Annotated in this window: 9 protein-coding genes; 4 read left to right on the forward strand and 5 right to left on the reverse strand. The window is 57.6% G+C overall.

The annotated features are described in order from the left end of the window. Positions 1–130: 130 nt before the first annotated feature. A complete protein-coding gene (locus J4D97_RS08330; protein ID WP_208307166.1) occupies positions 131–3,205 on the reverse strand; it encodes a SusC/RagA family TonB-linked outer membrane protein in 3,075 nt (1,024 codons plus the stop codon). 616 nt (positions 3,206–3,821) lie between these two features. Then, a complete protein-coding gene (locus tag J4D97_RS08335) occupies positions 3,822–5,051 on the reverse strand; it encodes a PQQ-dependent sugar dehydrogenase (RefSeq protein WP_208307167.1) in 1,230 nt (409 codons plus the stop codon). 219 nt (positions 5,052–5,270) lie between these two features. Here J4D97_RS08335 and J4D97_RS08340 point away from each other — a divergent pair, with 219 nt between their 5' ends. Continuing rightward, positions 5,271–6,077, forward strand: coding sequence for a DUF1223 domain-containing protein (locus J4D97_RS08340; protein WP_208307168.1), 807 nt, complete (start codon positions 5,271–5,273; stop codon positions 6,075–6,077). Positions 6,078–6,153: 76 nt separating this feature from the next. On the opposite strand, the gene J4D97_RS08345 is transcribed toward J4D97_RS08340, so the two are convergent. The 3 genes from J4D97_RS08345 to J4D97_RS08355 form a co-directional block, all read right to left on the reverse strand. Beyond that, positions 6,154–6,990 (reverse strand): bacteriorhodopsin, encoded by an 837-nt coding sequence (locus J4D97_RS08345; RefSeq protein ID WP_208307169.1) that lies wholly within the window; start codon positions 6,988–6,990, stop codon positions 6,154–6,156. Between the two features lie 412 nt (positions 6,991–7,402). Then, on the reverse strand, positions 7,403–7,822 hold the full coding sequence (locus J4D97_RS08350) for a hypothetical protein (protein WP_208307170.1): 420 nt from the start codon (positions 7,820–7,822) through the stop codon (positions 7,403–7,405). A 21-nt stretch (positions 7,823–7,843) separates the two neighbouring features. Continuing rightward, positions 7,844–10,156 carry a GH92 family glycosyl hydrolase gene (locus tag J4D97_RS08355; RefSeq protein ID WP_208307171.1) on the reverse strand — a complete coding sequence of 771 codons (2,313 nt, stop codon included), beginning with the start codon at positions 10,154–10,156 and terminating at the stop codon, positions 7,844–7,846. 202 nt (positions 10,157–10,358) lie between these two features. Here J4D97_RS08355 and J4D97_RS08360 point away from each other — a divergent pair, with 202 nt between their 5' ends. From J4D97_RS08360 to J4D97_RS08370, 3 genes are all read left to right on the forward strand, one after another. Then, the gene (locus J4D97_RS08360; RefSeq protein ID WP_208307172.1) at positions 10,359–10,691 is read left to right on the forward strand and encodes a hypothetical protein; all 333 of its coding nucleotides are present in this window, start codon (positions 10,359–10,361) and stop codon (positions 10,689–10,691) included. A 193-nt stretch (positions 10,692–10,884) separates the two neighbouring features. Then, positions 10,885–14,151: a VCBS repeat-containing protein gene (locus J4D97_RS08365; protein ID WP_243900208.1), complete on the forward strand. Its 3,267-nt coding sequence runs from the start codon at positions 10,885–10,887 to the stop codon at positions 14,149–14,151. Beyond that, positions 14,148–15,482 (forward strand): vanadium-dependent haloperoxidase, encoded by a 1,335-nt coding sequence (locus J4D97_RS08370; protein WP_208307174.1) that lies wholly within the window; start codon positions 14,148–14,150, stop codon positions 15,480–15,482. The genes J4D97_RS08365 and J4D97_RS08370 overlap by 4 nt, the downstream gene beginning before the upstream one ends. Positions 15,483–15,561 lie beyond the last annotated feature (79 nt).

Raw genomic sequence — 15,561 nt, forward strand, 5'->3', positions numbered from 1 at the left:
GTGCGGGAGTTTTTTTAGCTGTTAGCTGATGGCTGTTAGCTATTAGCTTTTTTCGACCTATAAGACAAAACTCTGTTTATCAGCAAGTAAGAAGCTAGTAGCTATCAGCTAATAGCTAACAGCTCGAATATTAAAAGCCGATGTTAGCGCCCACCAGGAAGGTGCGGGCCGTGGGGTAGTTGCCCAGGTCCACGCCGCGGTTCAGGGCCGAGGCGCCGTCGGTGTAGGAGCGGCCGTACCCAATTTCGGGGTCCACGCCGCTGTAGTTGGTGAAAGTCAGCAGGTTCTGAGCGCTCACGTAGAGGCGCAGGCTGCTGGTGTGTAGCATGGTATTCACGCCTTTGGTGAAGGTGTAGCCCAGCTGCAAATTGCGCAGACGAGCGTAGGAGCCATTCTCCACGTAGAAGTTGGAGAAACGCGTGAGATTCTGGTTGTTGTCGTTGGCGACAATGCGGGGCACCGTGTTCGAAGTGCCTTCGCCGCTCCACGCCATGTTTTCGAGGCCAGCAATCTTATTATAGTTGTAGCTGCCCGAGTACCACCAGCCCTTGTTGGCATTCACAATGTCGTTGCCGAGGCTGCCGATGAGCGAGGCTTGCATGTCGAAGCCCTTATAGCCCATGGTCAGGTTCACACCAAAGGTCAGGTCGGGGGTAGGGTTGCCGATGTACTTCTGGTCTTTCTCGTCAATCACGCCGTCGCCGTTCAGGTCGGCAAAGCGGAAGTCGCCGGGCTTGGCGTTGGGCTGAATGAGCGTGCCGCCGGCCGAACGGTAGGCGTCTACCTCACCCTGATTCTGGAAAATACCCGTGTTCTGGTAGCCGTAGAACGCGCCTACGTAGCCACCTTCCTCAGTCTTAGAAGGTCGCCCGAAGATGGGCGTGTTGCCCGAATAGATGGCCTGCCCGTTAGCCAGCTTGTCAATCTTGCTGATGGCGCGGGTGGCATTCACGCTCAGACCGTAGGTGAAATCACCTTTGGTTTCGGCGTAGCCCACTGTGAAGTCCAAGCCATTAGTATTCATGCTGCCTACGTTGGTCACGGGGCTGTTGTAGCCGTAGCCCGCGTGGCCCGGAATCGACTGGAACATGAGCATGTCGTAGGTGTTGCGGCGGAACACGTCGGCGGTCAGGGTCAGGCGGTTCTGCAACAGGCCCAGGTCCACGCCAATGTCGTAGTCCTCCACGGTTTCCCACTTCACGTTGGGGTTGGGCACGTTGCCTTGCACGGCGCCCAATTGCAGGGTGCGGTCGGGGCCAGTTACGTAGTAGGTGCGGCCAATGGTGCCGGTGTAGGCGCTGTTGGTCAGGCTGGCAATGTTCTGGTTGCCTACCCGGCCCCAGCTGGCGCGCAGCTTGGCGAAGTTCAGAGCGTTCTGGTTTTTCAGGAAGCTCTCCTCCGACACCAGCCAGCCCACCGACACCGACGGGAACGTGCCCCAGCGGTTGTCCGTCGGGAATACCGAGGCGCCGTCGCGGCGGATGCTGGCGCCCAGCAGGTACTTGCCGCGGTAGTCGTAGTTCACACGCCCAATCAGCGAGGCAATGGTATTGGTGTAGGTGTTGCCGCCAATGGCGAAGCCCGTGGTGGCCGCGGCGGGGTAGCGCAGGCTGGGGTCGTTGCTGGGAATCCCCTGGCCCGAGGTGGAGTTGGTCGTGGTCTGGAAGCGCTCCAGCGTCACGGCCGCCAGTGCCGACACGTTGTGGTCGCCGAACGCGTGGGTGTAGTTCAGCGTGTTGGTGTTGTTCCAGTTGATTTCGATGTTGTGTTCCCGCACCACCGAGTTCACCTGGTTGCGCTCGTTGGCGTCGATGGTGTAAAACGGGTTGAAGTTGTTGCGGCGGTACACGTTGTTGTTGGTACCGAAGCGTGTTTCAGCAATCAGGCCCGGAATGAACTCGTAGTTGGCGTACACCGTGCCCACCAGGAAGTATTGCTTGCGCTTGTCGTCATTGCGCTCCACGGTAGCCAGGGGGTTACCCACGTCGGTAGGCGAGGCGCCGTAGTAGTCGTAGGGGTTGCCGGAAGTACCGGGTACGCGGGCCGGCGTGATGGGGTCGTCGTTGAAGGCGTCGCGGAACAGCGAGCCGCTGTTGAGGTAGTTGCGCGAGGTCATCGAGATGTTGAAGTCCTCCCCTATTTTCAGGCGCTTGGTGGCCTGGTATTCCGATTTCATGCGCAACGCTAGTCGATCGAAATCAGAGCCTTGTACCAAGCCGCGCTCCTTGAAATAGCTCAGGCCGGTGGAGTACACCACCTTGTCGCTGCCGCCGGAGAGGCCCACCGAGTAGTTCTGCGTGATGCCACGCCGGGCAATTTGCTTCCACCAGTCGGTGGTCTGGGTGTACTGCTCGGGGTTGGGGTACACGGCGGCGTTGCCCGAGTTGGTAGCCGCTAGGTTCATGATGCGGGCGTACTCGCTGGCTGAGGCCATGTTGGGCACATTGGTTGGGTTCGATACGCCGAAGGTGCCGTCTACTGTAATGCGCGGCTCGCCTTTTACACCGGCTTTCGTGGTGATGAGCACCACGCCATTGGCCGCCCGCGAGCCGTAAATAGCCGCCGAAGCCGCATCTTTCAGTACGCTCAGGGTAGCAATATCCTTGGGGTTGAGGTAGTCGATGTTGGCCACCGGGAGGCCGTCTACCACGTAGAGCGGGCTGTTGCCGTTGATGGTCGAAATACCGCGAATCAGGATTTGCGGGGCCGAGCCGGGTTCTGAGCCCGCGCCTACTACCGTCACGCCGGCGGCCTTGCCTTGCAGGGCGCTGCCTACGTCGGCTACCGTCAGCTTGCTCAGTTCCTCGCCTTGCACCGTAGTCACGGCGTTGGTGAGGGTGCGCTTTTCCTGGCTGCCGTAGCCCACCACCACTACTTCCGACATCACCTGGTTATCCGTACCCAGCGACACATTGAGGGTAGTGCGGCCGCCAATGGCTACCTCCTGCTGCTTGTAGCCCACAAAGGAGAATTGCAATACTCCCGCGTTGGCATCGGGCACATCCAAGGAGAAGTTGCCATCGGAGCCAGTAGCGGTGCCAGTGGTGGTGCCTTTTAGCAGCACCGTTACGCCGGGTAGGCCGGTGCCCGTTTCATCGCGCACGGTGCCCCGCACCGTGGCAGATTGGGCAAAGGCTGCCGTAATCGACAAGCAGAAAAGCAGTAGGTACGCGGCGTACCATCGCGGGGGGAAGAAGTTTTTCATACAGGTGAGTTGGTGGATTTAGGAGAAGATTGAATGCAACTATAGGCGGCGCGGCGGCGACTCTTCGGCAAGTGAATCCTGTCTACCACTTTCCATTTATTCGCCTACCCTAGAGAAGCAGCATGCCGCTTTAGAGCAGCTTATAAGACGTGCCCTACCGTTCGCAATCGTTTGCAAAACACACGGTACCAAGGCGTTTTCAGAGGCAAAACTACGGTCTCCTGCTGTCTACGGGCGGGGGTATTCTCGTGAAAAGGCGGGGGTATTTTAGGTCCTGAGTGCATCTAACAGCTATTTGAAGCCGTCATTTTCGCATACCATCACAGGGTGCCTACTGCTCTGCTGGCGTGTGTCCCTGGCGCACGCACTTACCGGTTCCGCATCTGTGAACGCGCACGGTCGCGCAACCAAGCCGAACGTTTCGGATGGGGCAGCGGCGCAGACGTACGCTAGCCTTCCCTACCCATTGCCACCAAAAAAACCTGCTCCTGACGAACGGAAGATTCCGTTTATCAAGAGCAGGTTTTTTGGTGGAGATAGGAAGCGGGTAGTCGATTATTAAAGCGCCCCTACCCTGCGCTTACTGCGTTGCGGCGCGAAGCCTGGAAGAAGAGTGCTACGATCTATCAATCCGGTACAACCGGCCCTGATCGGTAATGGCATACAAGGCGCCGTCGCTACCCTGGGTGATGGCGCGGAATCGCTGCTCCTCGCTTGCTAGCAACCGTTCTTCGCCTACTACCCGGTTGTTGTCGATAACCAGGCGAACAATGTGCATACCGCTGAGCGAGCCGATGAACAGATTGTTCTGCCACTCCGCTATTCGATTCCCGCTGTAAAAGGTCATGCCGCTGGGCGATACCACCGGGTCCCAGTAATACACGGGCTGTTGCAATCCTTCCTGTTGCTGAATGCTGCTGCCAATGGGCTGCCCACTGTATTCGATACCGTAGGTGATGGTAGGCCAGCCGTAATTGGCACCCGCTTGCAAGCGGTTTATTTCGTCGCCGCCGCGAGGGCCGTGCTCACTCTGCCATACCTCACCGGTAACGGGATGGACAGCCAGTCCCTGCGGGTTCCGATGTCCGATGGAGTACAGCTCGGGTAGGGCGCCGGCCTGCGCAAACACCGGGTTGCCGGGTGCGGGCTGTCCGTCTTTGGTGATGCGGATAATCTTGCCCAGAGCCGACGTGACCAACTGGGCCTGGGGCCGGGTCACCAAATCTGACCGTTCGCCGGTGCTCACCAGCAGGTTGCCGGTGCGGTCGAACACCACCCTACCCCCGTAGTGCAGCGTGCCGGCATAGGCCGGCTCGGCCCGGTAAATAACGGTGGCCCCTTCAATCGTTCGTTCATCGGTAGCCAGCTTGCCTTTGGCAATGGCCGTTACGTTGCCGCCGGGGCGGGCTTCCGAAAAAGACCAGTACACCATCCGGTTCGTGGCGAAAGCAGGGTCGAGGCATACGCCCATCAGTCCGCCCTGCCCGGCTGGGTTCACCGCCGGTATTCCCGTAATCGGCTCACTGACTGTACCGGAAGCCGTAACGATGCGCATGCGCCCGGCCTTCTCGGTCACTAGCACACGCCCATCGGGTAACCCGGTGATGCCCCACGGACTGGTCAGAGAAGACGTGATGACATCCGCACGGTAGCTGGCGGTGGTAGTCACGCCCCCTACCCTGGTTTGCCCGGCAAAAGCTGGCTTGTAAGTGGTGTTGGGGGCCTTGGTTTCCACAGGCTCTGTGGTAGGGCTAGGCGTAACCGGGTCGGTAACCTGTTGTTTCTCATCTGAACACGAGAGCAAGACCAAAGAAGAACCAAGCAGAAAAAGCAGACGATGTTTCATAGAAGCAGAGTGAAGTGAAGAAACGGCCCGTTGAGTAGGAGTAGTATCGTTCGTACTCCGGATACGGCCTTACCGTTTCTCGTCTACGTTGATCAGCACAGTTCGTAGGAAAACGCCTCCATACTACTCTCCACGTAAGCCCATTGGCGCCAGAAAGCAGCAATGAACTACCCGCCGTGAATGGCTGTCTTCCGTATACTTCTCAGCAGTGTATAGTCTATGAAAACCGTTTTCCTTTCGCTGCTCAGCGCGGGTGTGTTGGCCAGCGTGGCCCTACCCTATGCCAGCAAGTTAGCTCCTAAAACCAGTGCTCCTACCCTGCCAGCCGCTGCTCGCGTGCCCGTGGTTGTGGAGCTGTTCACCTCAGAAGGATGCTCTAGCTGCCCCGCCGCCGACGCCACGTTGCGCGAGTTAGCTGCCACGCAGCCGGTGCCCGGTGTGGAGATAGTGGCGCTGGGGGAACACGTGGATTATTGGAACCGCCTGGGGTGGAAAGACGCTTACTCATCGGCGCAGTTCACGGAGCGGCAACGGCAGTATGCCGCCCGGTTTGGCACCGGTTCCTACACCCCGCAGGCCGTGGTGAATGGCCAAACGGAGCTGGTGGGCAGCCAGCGGCAGAAGCTCACGGCGGCTATAGCGCAGGCCGCTACGGCCCCACGCGCCACCATTCGCCTCACGCGCCCCAACCCGACCAGCATACACGTGCAAGTGTCCTCCCTACCCACCGGCGCAAAGCAAAGCCAGGTACTGCTGGCCCTTACCGAAAGGGGGCTGTCGTCGCAGGTAGGGCGGGGCGAAAATGCCGGGCGTTTGCTGCGCCACGCGCCCGTCGTGCGGGCTTTGCGCACCGTGGGAACGGTAGACGGCGCGGGCAGTTTCGCCGCTACGGTGCCACTACAGTTGGCAGCGCAGTGGCAAGCTGCGGAGGTGCGTGCCGTTGTGCTGGTGCAGGAAACTGCATCGCGGCGCATTGTGGGCGCAGCGAGCTTGGCTGTAGATGCTGGTGCTGACGTTACACCATAGATGCGCCAAAAGCCAAAAGCGCCATGTTGCTCAATCAGCAACATGGCGCTCTTCTCTATACTGTCGTGCTGGGTAGCTAGTTGATTTGATACGCTGGTTGCGTGGCCTCCTTGGGCACCCGCTCGTCGAGAAGCGTTTTGCCGGCCAGGTACACGACCACCGATAGTCCTACCTTATTGATGATGTCGGCCACAGAAAACGACAGGTGAATCCAGTTCATATCAGTGTCGAGCACCGACAGCACGTAGCCCAGCGGGTACACGCCCCAGGTGGTAACCGTAGACAGTGCAATGATTTTGAACGACTTGCGCTCGATGGGCTTGGCTTGGTCCTTGAAGCGGTTCCAGAGACGGTACAGCACAAACGGCACCACTAGGTAGCCCACCGTAGATACGGCGCCCCAAAACAGCTTCGGCCCTACCAAGATATGCCCGGCAGCATCCAGTTGCTGCTCGCCAATGTAACCCGTGAGCACCATAAAGAAGTCGGCCAGCAGCAGGGCTGTGATGACACCTTTGGCCTTAGAAGACTCTACGCGCAGCATCGACACCATTTTCAGCAGCAATAGCGGCGTGGTCACAGCCCAGTCCATGTAGCGGTACTGCCCGATGGCGTTATAGCTGGTGCGAATTAGCTCCTGCCGCTCCGCCTCCGTGCCCAGCGCCGACAAATCGGCCAGCATGTGCCGGTAGTAGTCCTGAATGAAGTAGTACGACAGGCCCGCCACGGCCGCAATAATGGCGCCCATCACCCGCTTGATGCGGTGCTCGGGCACGATGCTGTTGTGGGTGGTCAGCGTGAAAATGAGGTTGGCCAGAAAAGCGTACATGGCCACCAGCATAAAGAAATACACGACCATCGAAAGAACGCCTACGTTGGCCGCCGTCGGGATAAAGATACCGGAGAGGTGCATGAAAAAAGTGGGTTTGGTGGAGGAAAGAATTGCCCCTCTTTTACGCGCTTTTGCAACTACCCGAATAAGAATAATTAATGATTTTTATTATATAATTTATTGTTTATCAGTTACTTAACACAAAAACATGAAAAATAGATGAATTGCTAAAATTCTATTCTTTTCGTTGTTTGTTGGCGTGCGTTTCCAACGCGTGTTTGTCGGTGCCGCGTCTCTGACGCGCATGTTCGTGCAACGAAATTGGGCGTCTCTCTACTGGCGCGCGTTTTCAACGCGTGCCTGTTGGTCTCGCGTCTCTGACGCGCACGCTTGCGCAATACCACCAAACGGCGCGGACGATTCGCGTCACAGACGCGAGGCCGGAAAGCACGCGTCGGAGACGCGCACTAGCGTGGGGGAGGCTGGTTTGGGCTTAGCTATTTTTCCGATTATCTATTCTCTTGATCGTCGGCACATCAAAGCTAAGAACCGATACACAGTCATCTTGCCCGGTAATCAGAAACTCTTGACAATCAAGTATCTTAGAAGTAAATCCACCGGCATCATCTTCCATATCCAGCCACCCTCCACTTTGCACTTCGAAAAGGGCATTTACTGGAAGTAGTTTCATTTTCCAGAGAACCTCCCAGTAATTTATCATATCACCCTCATCTAAGAGCTTAAAACCTCTGGGGTTTTTAAATACAATGTGATAATCAACATCTTCATCACCATTACTATGGTAGTAGATGATTAGCTCACGTGTTTTGATTCTATAGTCAAGACCAGCCACTACCGGATTTACAAATGTGGCAATAGCCGTCTGAAGAACCTGAAATGACATTTCTTTCATTATTAACTCTTCATCTCTACTCTACATCTGAGTATACTTTCCCGGCTTCGACGCCATCGTAAATACCAACTCCCCACCCTTCACCACATCCGCATACGCCAGGAATGGCCGCGTGAGCTTCTGGCCATTTAGCCGCGCTTCCTTCACATACACGTTCTTGTCGCTCTGGTTTTTGACTTTGATGCGGAAAGTTTTGCCATTCTCCAGGTTGATGGTGGCGCCGTGCACGGCCGGGCTACCGAGGGCGTAGTCCGGCGAGCCGGGGGCCACGGGGTAGAAACCCAGGGAGGAGAAAATGTACCAGGCCGACATCTGCCCGCAGTCGTCGTTGCCGCCGAGGCCATCGGGGGTAGGGCGGTACATTTTGGGCAGGATCATGCGCACGCGGGCCTGGGTTTTGTAGGGCTGGCTGGTCCAGTTGTAGAGGTAGGCGGCGTGGTGGGCGGGCTCGTTGCCATGCACGTAGTTGCCGATGATGCCGTCGCGGGTGATATCCTCGGTTTCGGCGAAAAACTCGTCGGGCAGGTGCATGGTAAACAGCGAATCCAGGTGGGGGATGAACTTCTTCTCACCGCCCATTTTGGCGATGAGCGCAGCCGGGTCTTGCGGCACGTAGAGGCTATAGTTCCAAGCGTTACCCTCGATGAAGCCCTGGTCGTTGGTGCTCAGCACGTCGAAGCGCTGACGGAAGCTGCCGTCGGCGAGGCGAGGGCGCATGAAGCCAATGCGCTGGTCGTAGACGTTCTGCCAGTTCTGGGCGCGCTTGCTGAACTCGGCTTCTACTTCCTTGTTACCTAACTTCTTAGCTAGCTGCGCAATGCACCAGTCATCGAAGGCGTATTCCAGTGTTTTCGAGACAGAAGCGCCGCTTTTATCTTCGGGTACATAGCCTAGTTGCTCGTAGTAGCCAATGCCGTCGTAGCGCTTTTGGTGGGCGGTGGTTACGCAGGCGTCGAGGGCGCGCTGGGCCTGGTCGGCGGGCACCACACCTTTCAGCACGGCATCGGCAATGACGGGCACTGAGTGGTAGCCAATCATGCACCAGTTTTCGTTGGCGTAGTGGCTCCAGATGGGTAGCATGTGCAGGGTACTTTGGTCGTAGTGCGCGAGCATCGACTGCACCATATCGGCGTTGCGCTGGGGTTCCAGCAGGTTAAACAGCGGGTGCAAGGCGCGGTAGGTATCCCAGAGCGAGAAGGTAGTGTAGTTGGTGAATCCCTTGGTCTGGTGAATGTTCTGGTCGAGGCCGCGGTACTGGCCGTCTACGTCCATGTAGGTGGTAGGGCTGAGGGCGGCGTGGTACATAGCCGTGTAGAAGTTCTCCTTGTCTACCTTTTTGGGCGACTCAATGGCCACTTTACCTAGCTGCTCCTGCCACTGCGCCTGCCCCTGGCGTTTCACCGCCTCAAAGTCCCAGCCGGGTATTTCGGCCCGCAGGTTGCGCAGTGCCCCTTCGGTACTCACGCCCGACAAGGCCATCTTCACCTTGATTTTTTCGTTGGCCGCCGTCTTGAAATCGAAATACAGGCGCAGCTGTTCACCGGCCAATTCAGGAAAGTTGTGAGCCTGGTCGAAGCGGCCCCAGAAGCCGCGGTACACCTGTTTCTTGGAGTAGTTGCGGCTGCCGTAGCTGGCGAATGGCTTCGAAAAGGCCATAGCGAAGTACTCCACGCGGGTGCGCGCCCAGCCGTTGGTTTGGCGGTAACCGGTTATGAGCGAGTCGTTTTCCACCCGCACGAAGGTCCAGACGTTCTTATCGGGGTAGTTGTAAATGCCGGCCGTGAGGTCGAGGATGATGTGCGCCTGGTCGGACTGCGGGAAGGTGTACTGGTGCATCCCTACCCGGTTGGAGGCGGTTAGCTCGGCCAGGATGTTGTGGTCGTCGAGCTTCACGCGGTAGTAGGCGGGCTCGGCTACCTCGTTCTGGTGCGAAAACCGGGAGCGGAAGCCCTTCTCCGGCTGGTCGGCGGTGCCGGGGTTGAGCTGGAGCGGGCCGGTGGTAGGCATCACCTGAAAATCGCCCAGATCAGAATGGCCCGTACCGCTGAAGTGGGTGTGCGAGAAACCGACAATGGTTTTATCAGCGTATTGATACCCAGCGCAATACTCGTATACCTTGGGGTTGTACTTGCCGTTCAGCTCATAGGGAATGGTATCCGTATCGGGCGAGAGCTGCACCATGCCGAAGGGCACCGTGGCGCCGGGGTAGGTGTGCCCCATCTTGGCCGTGCCCACCAGCGGGTGGGCGTATTGCACGAGGTTTTCGGTAGAGGCTTTCTGAGCGAAAGAAGGTAGGGCAGCGAGAAGAAGAGTCGTGAGGGTCAGGCGTTTCATCAGCTTCAGGAAGGGGCGTTGAAGCGGGGAAGTTAGGAGAAAAGGGAGCTAACTCGATCTTTTTTACGCTATTCTACTACCACTTAGCTACCGTATACATCAATAGAAAATGTGTTATTTTTTTGAATTTCAATTATTTACGTAGTTACGTTTTTATTATTTTCTATAAGTTAGAGCTATTACTAACTAATCCTAAAGCTATATGAAAGCTACCCTCCTCCTATTCGCCTGTTTAGCGCCTTGCACTTTATGGGCGCAGTCTCGGGCCGTTGATAAAACGAAGCCCGCTGACAAAGGCCCTGCTGAGACAATCATTTCAGTACAGACTGTCATTCGGCCAGAGGCTACTGCACATCAGCGCGCCGGTAAATTGCCTGCCCCAGGTGTTTATCAAAGCAAGCCTCATGCGCTGCGCATTCTGGTTCCAGACTCAACAAAAGATGCTCTTACCCGTGCACGCCCTTCTACTTCCGCCGCCAAGGGTCTTATTGCGCCACTGCCCAAGGAGCGTCTACAAAAAGTGCAGCCAAAGTAGTAGTTCAGCTGGCTACACTACTGGGCTAGCGTGTGTCTGCGATGCATGCTACCCTTTCTTTTTTACTATTTAACCCAAAAAAATATCTGATAATCACAACAGTATCTTAACTTAGTCGATTGCTACGTCCTGCCTCCTATTTCTTCGCATCATGTGTAACTGCTTTACTAGCACCACTTGTACGACTGTACTATTGTTGCTTTTAAGTATTGTTTCTTCTGCCAACGCCCAACAGCCACTGTTCAGCTTACTTAGCCCCAAAGAAACTGGCATCACCTTCCAAAACGACGTCAGCGAAACGGAAGCGCTGAACGTGCTGTCGTATGAGTATTTCTACAACGGCGGCGGCGTGGCCGTGGGCGACATCAACAACGACGGCCTACCCGATTTGCTGTTCACCGGCAACATGCGGTCCAACCGGCTCTACCTCAACCAGGGCAATTTCAAGTTCAAGGATATCACCCGCCAGGCCTCCCCGCTGCTGGAAGGCCGCAAAGACAGCTGGAAAACCGGCGTGACTATAGCCGATGTGAACGGCGACGGCCTGCTAGACCTCTACATCTGCTATTCGGGCAAGAAGGACGAAGCCACGCGCCGCAATCAACTCTTTATCAACCAGGGCAACGCTACCTTCAAGGAGGAAGCCCAGGCCTATGGGCTCGACGACCCCGGCTACAGCACCCAGGCCGCCTTTTTCGACTTCGACAACGACGGCGACCTGGACATGTTTCTGCTCAACCACAGCATCAAGAAAATCGACAACATGGCCTTTGCCAGCCTAAAAGGGCAGGCCGACGTGCTGTCGAGCAACAAGCTGTTTCGCAACGATAAGGGCCATTTTACGGACGTATCGAAAACTGCGGGCATCGTGCAAAACCCGCTCACGTTTGGGTTGGGCATTGCCGTGGCCGATATCGACAAAGATGGCTGGGCGGATGTGTACGTCACCAACGACTACAACGAGCCCGACTACCTCTACCACAATAACCACGACGGCACGTTCACCGACCAGTCAAAGCAGGTGCTGCGCCATCACTCCCACTTCTCGATGGGCGTGGACATTGCCGATTTCAACAACGACGCCCGCCCCGACATCCTGACCCTGGACATGATGCCGGCCGACAACCACCGGCAAAAGTCTTTGCAGTTGCAGGAAAACTACGAGTCGTTTGCGTTGATGCTGCAACAGGATTTGTACCACCAGTACATGCGCAACATGCTGCACCTCAACAACGGCGACGGCACGTTCAGCGAGATTGGGCAACTGGCCGGTGTGTCGAACACCGACTGGAGCTGGTGCCCCCTCCTAGCCGATTTCGACAACGACGGCTACAAGGATATCTTCATCAGCAACGGCTACCTGCGCGACTACACCAACAAGGATTTTCTGCGCTATTGGGGTGATTACAAGATCAAAAAGGCCATGGCGCGGGAGCCGTTCTTATTGATGGACCTGGTGACGGCCATGCCCTCCACGGCCGTGCCCGACTACATCTTCCGCAACAACCACGACCTCACGTTCACCAACAAGCAAACCGACTGGGGCCTGAACCAGACCAATATGTCGAACGGCGCCGTGTACGCCGACCTCGACAATGACGGGGATTTGGAGCTGATTGTAAACACGATAAACCAGCCGGCCAGCATCTACCGCAACCGCAGCGTAGAGGACCAGCACACGGCCTACCTGGCGTTCAAGCTCACGGGCGCAGGCCAGAACACCCAGGCCGTGGGCGCGAAAGTGTATGTGTATGCGGCGGGCAATGCGCAGTACCAGGAGGTGAACCCCAACCGCGGCTACCTCTCCTGCGTGCCTACCACCCTGCATTTCGGGTTGGGTAGCAGCTCGGTAGTGGATTCGGTGCGAATTGTGTGGCCCAACCAGACCCGGCAGTTGCTGACCAAAGTAAAGGCCAACCAATTGCTGAAACTGACCGCGCCGGCTGCCGGCAAAAACCTGGCGGCTCGCTCGGCCCCTACCCCCAAAACCTTGTTTCAGCCGGCCACGACGCTGTTTGCGTTTCAGCCCGAGGAGGTAGCCCTTAACGACTTCAAGCGCCAGTTGTTGATGCTGTTTATGTACTCCAAAACGGCCCCAGTGCTCACACAGGCCGATGTGAATAAGGACGGCTTGGACGACCTGTTTGTGAGCGGTGCACCCGGCGAACTGGGTAGGCTGTATGTGCAACAGCCGGGCGGCACCTTCCAGGAACAGGCGCTGGCGGGTGGTGCCAGTCCGGCCGCGGGCACCGTGGCCGCGGCTACCTTTCTCGATGCCAACGGCGACTCCTACCCCGACCTCTACCTTGCCAAAGGCGGCTATGCCTTGTACGAAGCCGACACCCCCGATTTACAGGATGAACTGTACCTGAATGATGGCAAAGGCAGCTTGGTGCTGGCTCCCAACGCCCTACCCGCACTGCACGGTAGCAGCAAAGGCTGCGTGCGCGCCGCCGATGTAGACGGCGACGGCGACCTGGATTTGTTTGTGGGGGGTAGGGTAATACCCGGCCAGTACCCACTGGCGCCGCCCAGCTACCTGCTGCTGAACGACGGCAAAGGCAAGTTTGCGGCCGTGGGCGACGCGCCGTTTGCCCGCGCCGGCATGGTGACGGATGCGCAGTGGGTGGACCTGAACAAGGACAAGCGCCCCGACTTGGTGCTGTGCGGCGAGATGATGCCCCTCACCGTCTGGATCAACACGCCGCAGGGCTTCCAGGACCAGACAGCCGACTACTTTGCTACCCCGCAGCAGGGTTTCTGGTTCAGCCTGCACGTGGCCGACGTGAACCAGGATGGTCAGCCCGACATTGTGGCCGGCAACCTGGGGCTGAACACGCAGATACGCGCCACAGCTCAGCAGCCAGCCGAGTTGTACTATGCTGATTTCGACAACAATGGCTCCATCGACCCCTTCTTCAACTTCTACCTCAACGGCAAAAGCTACCCCTTTGTGAGTCGCGACGAGCTAAACGATGAAATCTACCCGATGCGCCGCCGCTTCACCTCCTACAAGGCCTACGCTGATGCGACCATGCAGGACATTTTTCCGGCTGAGGATCTTAGTAAGGCGAAGAAGTTGGAGGCCAACGAGATGCGCACCATGCTCTACCTCAACCAAAACGGTAAATTTGCAGCCGCCCCCCTACCCACCGAGGCGCAGTTCTCGGCCGTGACCCACATTGCCAGCGGCGACTACAACCACGACGGCCACCCCGACTTGCTCCTGCTGGGCAACCACTCCGACAACCGCCTGAAGCTAGGCAGCTTGGATGCCAACTATGGCTGCCTGCTGCAAGGCAATGGCAAAGGGGGGTTCCGGTACGTAACCCAGCCCCAAGCCGGCCTGTGCGTGCTGGGCGACGTGAAATCAGTGAGTGAAATAACGGTGAATAAGCAGCCCTACCTGGTGGTGGGCGTGAGCAACGGCGCCGTACAGTTTTACAAGAAGCAAAAATGAAAAAGCAGGTTCTCTTCCTGATGAGCTTGGTGCTGGGCGGCCACGCATCGGTCTACGCTACCGCGCCTCCTACCCCCCTGAACCCCGGCAAGGCCCTGGATGCCATCAACATGACGCTGGTGCACGATGTAGTGGCCCCTCCAGTGGCAGCGCGCTACTACGCGTACACCACACTGGGCGCTTATGCCATTGTATCAGCCCACAACAAGAGCCTGCCCGCCCCTACCCGCTTTATCACGGGCTACACCACCGACCTGCGGCTGGATACGGTGAAGGGCAAATACGACTACCAGATAGCGGCCTATTACAGCATGCTGGAAGCGGCGCGCCTGCTGCTTCCTTCCGGCGAAAATCTGGCCGCAGAGGAAGAGGAGTTTGTGCGCGGCCTGGAAAAACAAGGCGTGAAGCCGGCCGTGCTGGCGCAGTCGGTGCGGGTAGGGAAGCTGGCGGCCAAGGCGGTCGTAGCGTTTTCCAAAGCCGACCGCTATAACCGCCTGAGCGCCCTGAAGCGCTACACTCCCGTGAAGGCGGAAGGCGCCTGGTACCCTACCCCACCTGCTTACATGGAAGCGGTGGAGCCCAACTGGAAAACGATTCGGCCGCTGATGATAGACTCGGCTGCGCAGTTCCGCCCGGCCCCGATGGTGCCGTTCAGCAAGGACACGGCTTCGGCCTTTCATAAGCAGGTGCTGGCCGTTTACAATGTCTCGAAGCACCTCACCGACGAGCAGCTACAAATTGCCCAGTTCTGGGACTGCAACCCGTTTGCGGTCAATACCGCAGGGCACATGTCCATCGGCTTCAAAAAGATCAGTCCCGGCGGACACTGGATGAACATTGGGGCGCTGGTGGCGCAGCAGCAGAAGGTAGGCTTTGACCGCACGGTGCTGGTACTGGCCATGGAGGGCGTAACGCTGATGGACGCCTTTATCAGCTGCTGGGAAGCCAAGTACGCCACCAACCGCATCCGTCCCGAAACCTACATCAACCGCTTCATCGACGTGAAGTGGCAGCCGATTCTGCAAACGCCGCCCTTCCCGGAGTACACCAGCGGCCACGCCGTCGTGTCCAACGCCGTGGCCGAAATGCTCACCTACCTGCTCGGTGACAACATTGCCTACCTCGACAACACCGAAATTCCCTTCGGCAGCGGCGAGCGGGCCTTCACCTCGTTCCGACAGGCCGCCGGCGAAGCTTCCGTGTCGCGCTTCTACGGCGGCATTCACTACATGGAGAGCGTCAACAACGGCAACGAACAGGGCAGGCAAATAGGCCGCTACCTGGTAGCCAAGCTCCGCAACGCCGGCGTAAAGCCGCTGGCGAGTAGGTAGGAAACCGGAACGTTACTCCTCTGTCATCCTGAGCGGAGCGAAGGACCTTCTCACGTGGGAACGAGTCGTTGTTACGCCT

It is taken from the genome of Hymenobacter defluvii, from assembly GCF_017589435.1.
GTDB classification, from domain to species: Bacteria; Bacteroidota; Bacteroidia; order Cytophagales; family Hymenobacteraceae; genus Hymenobacter; species Hymenobacter profundi.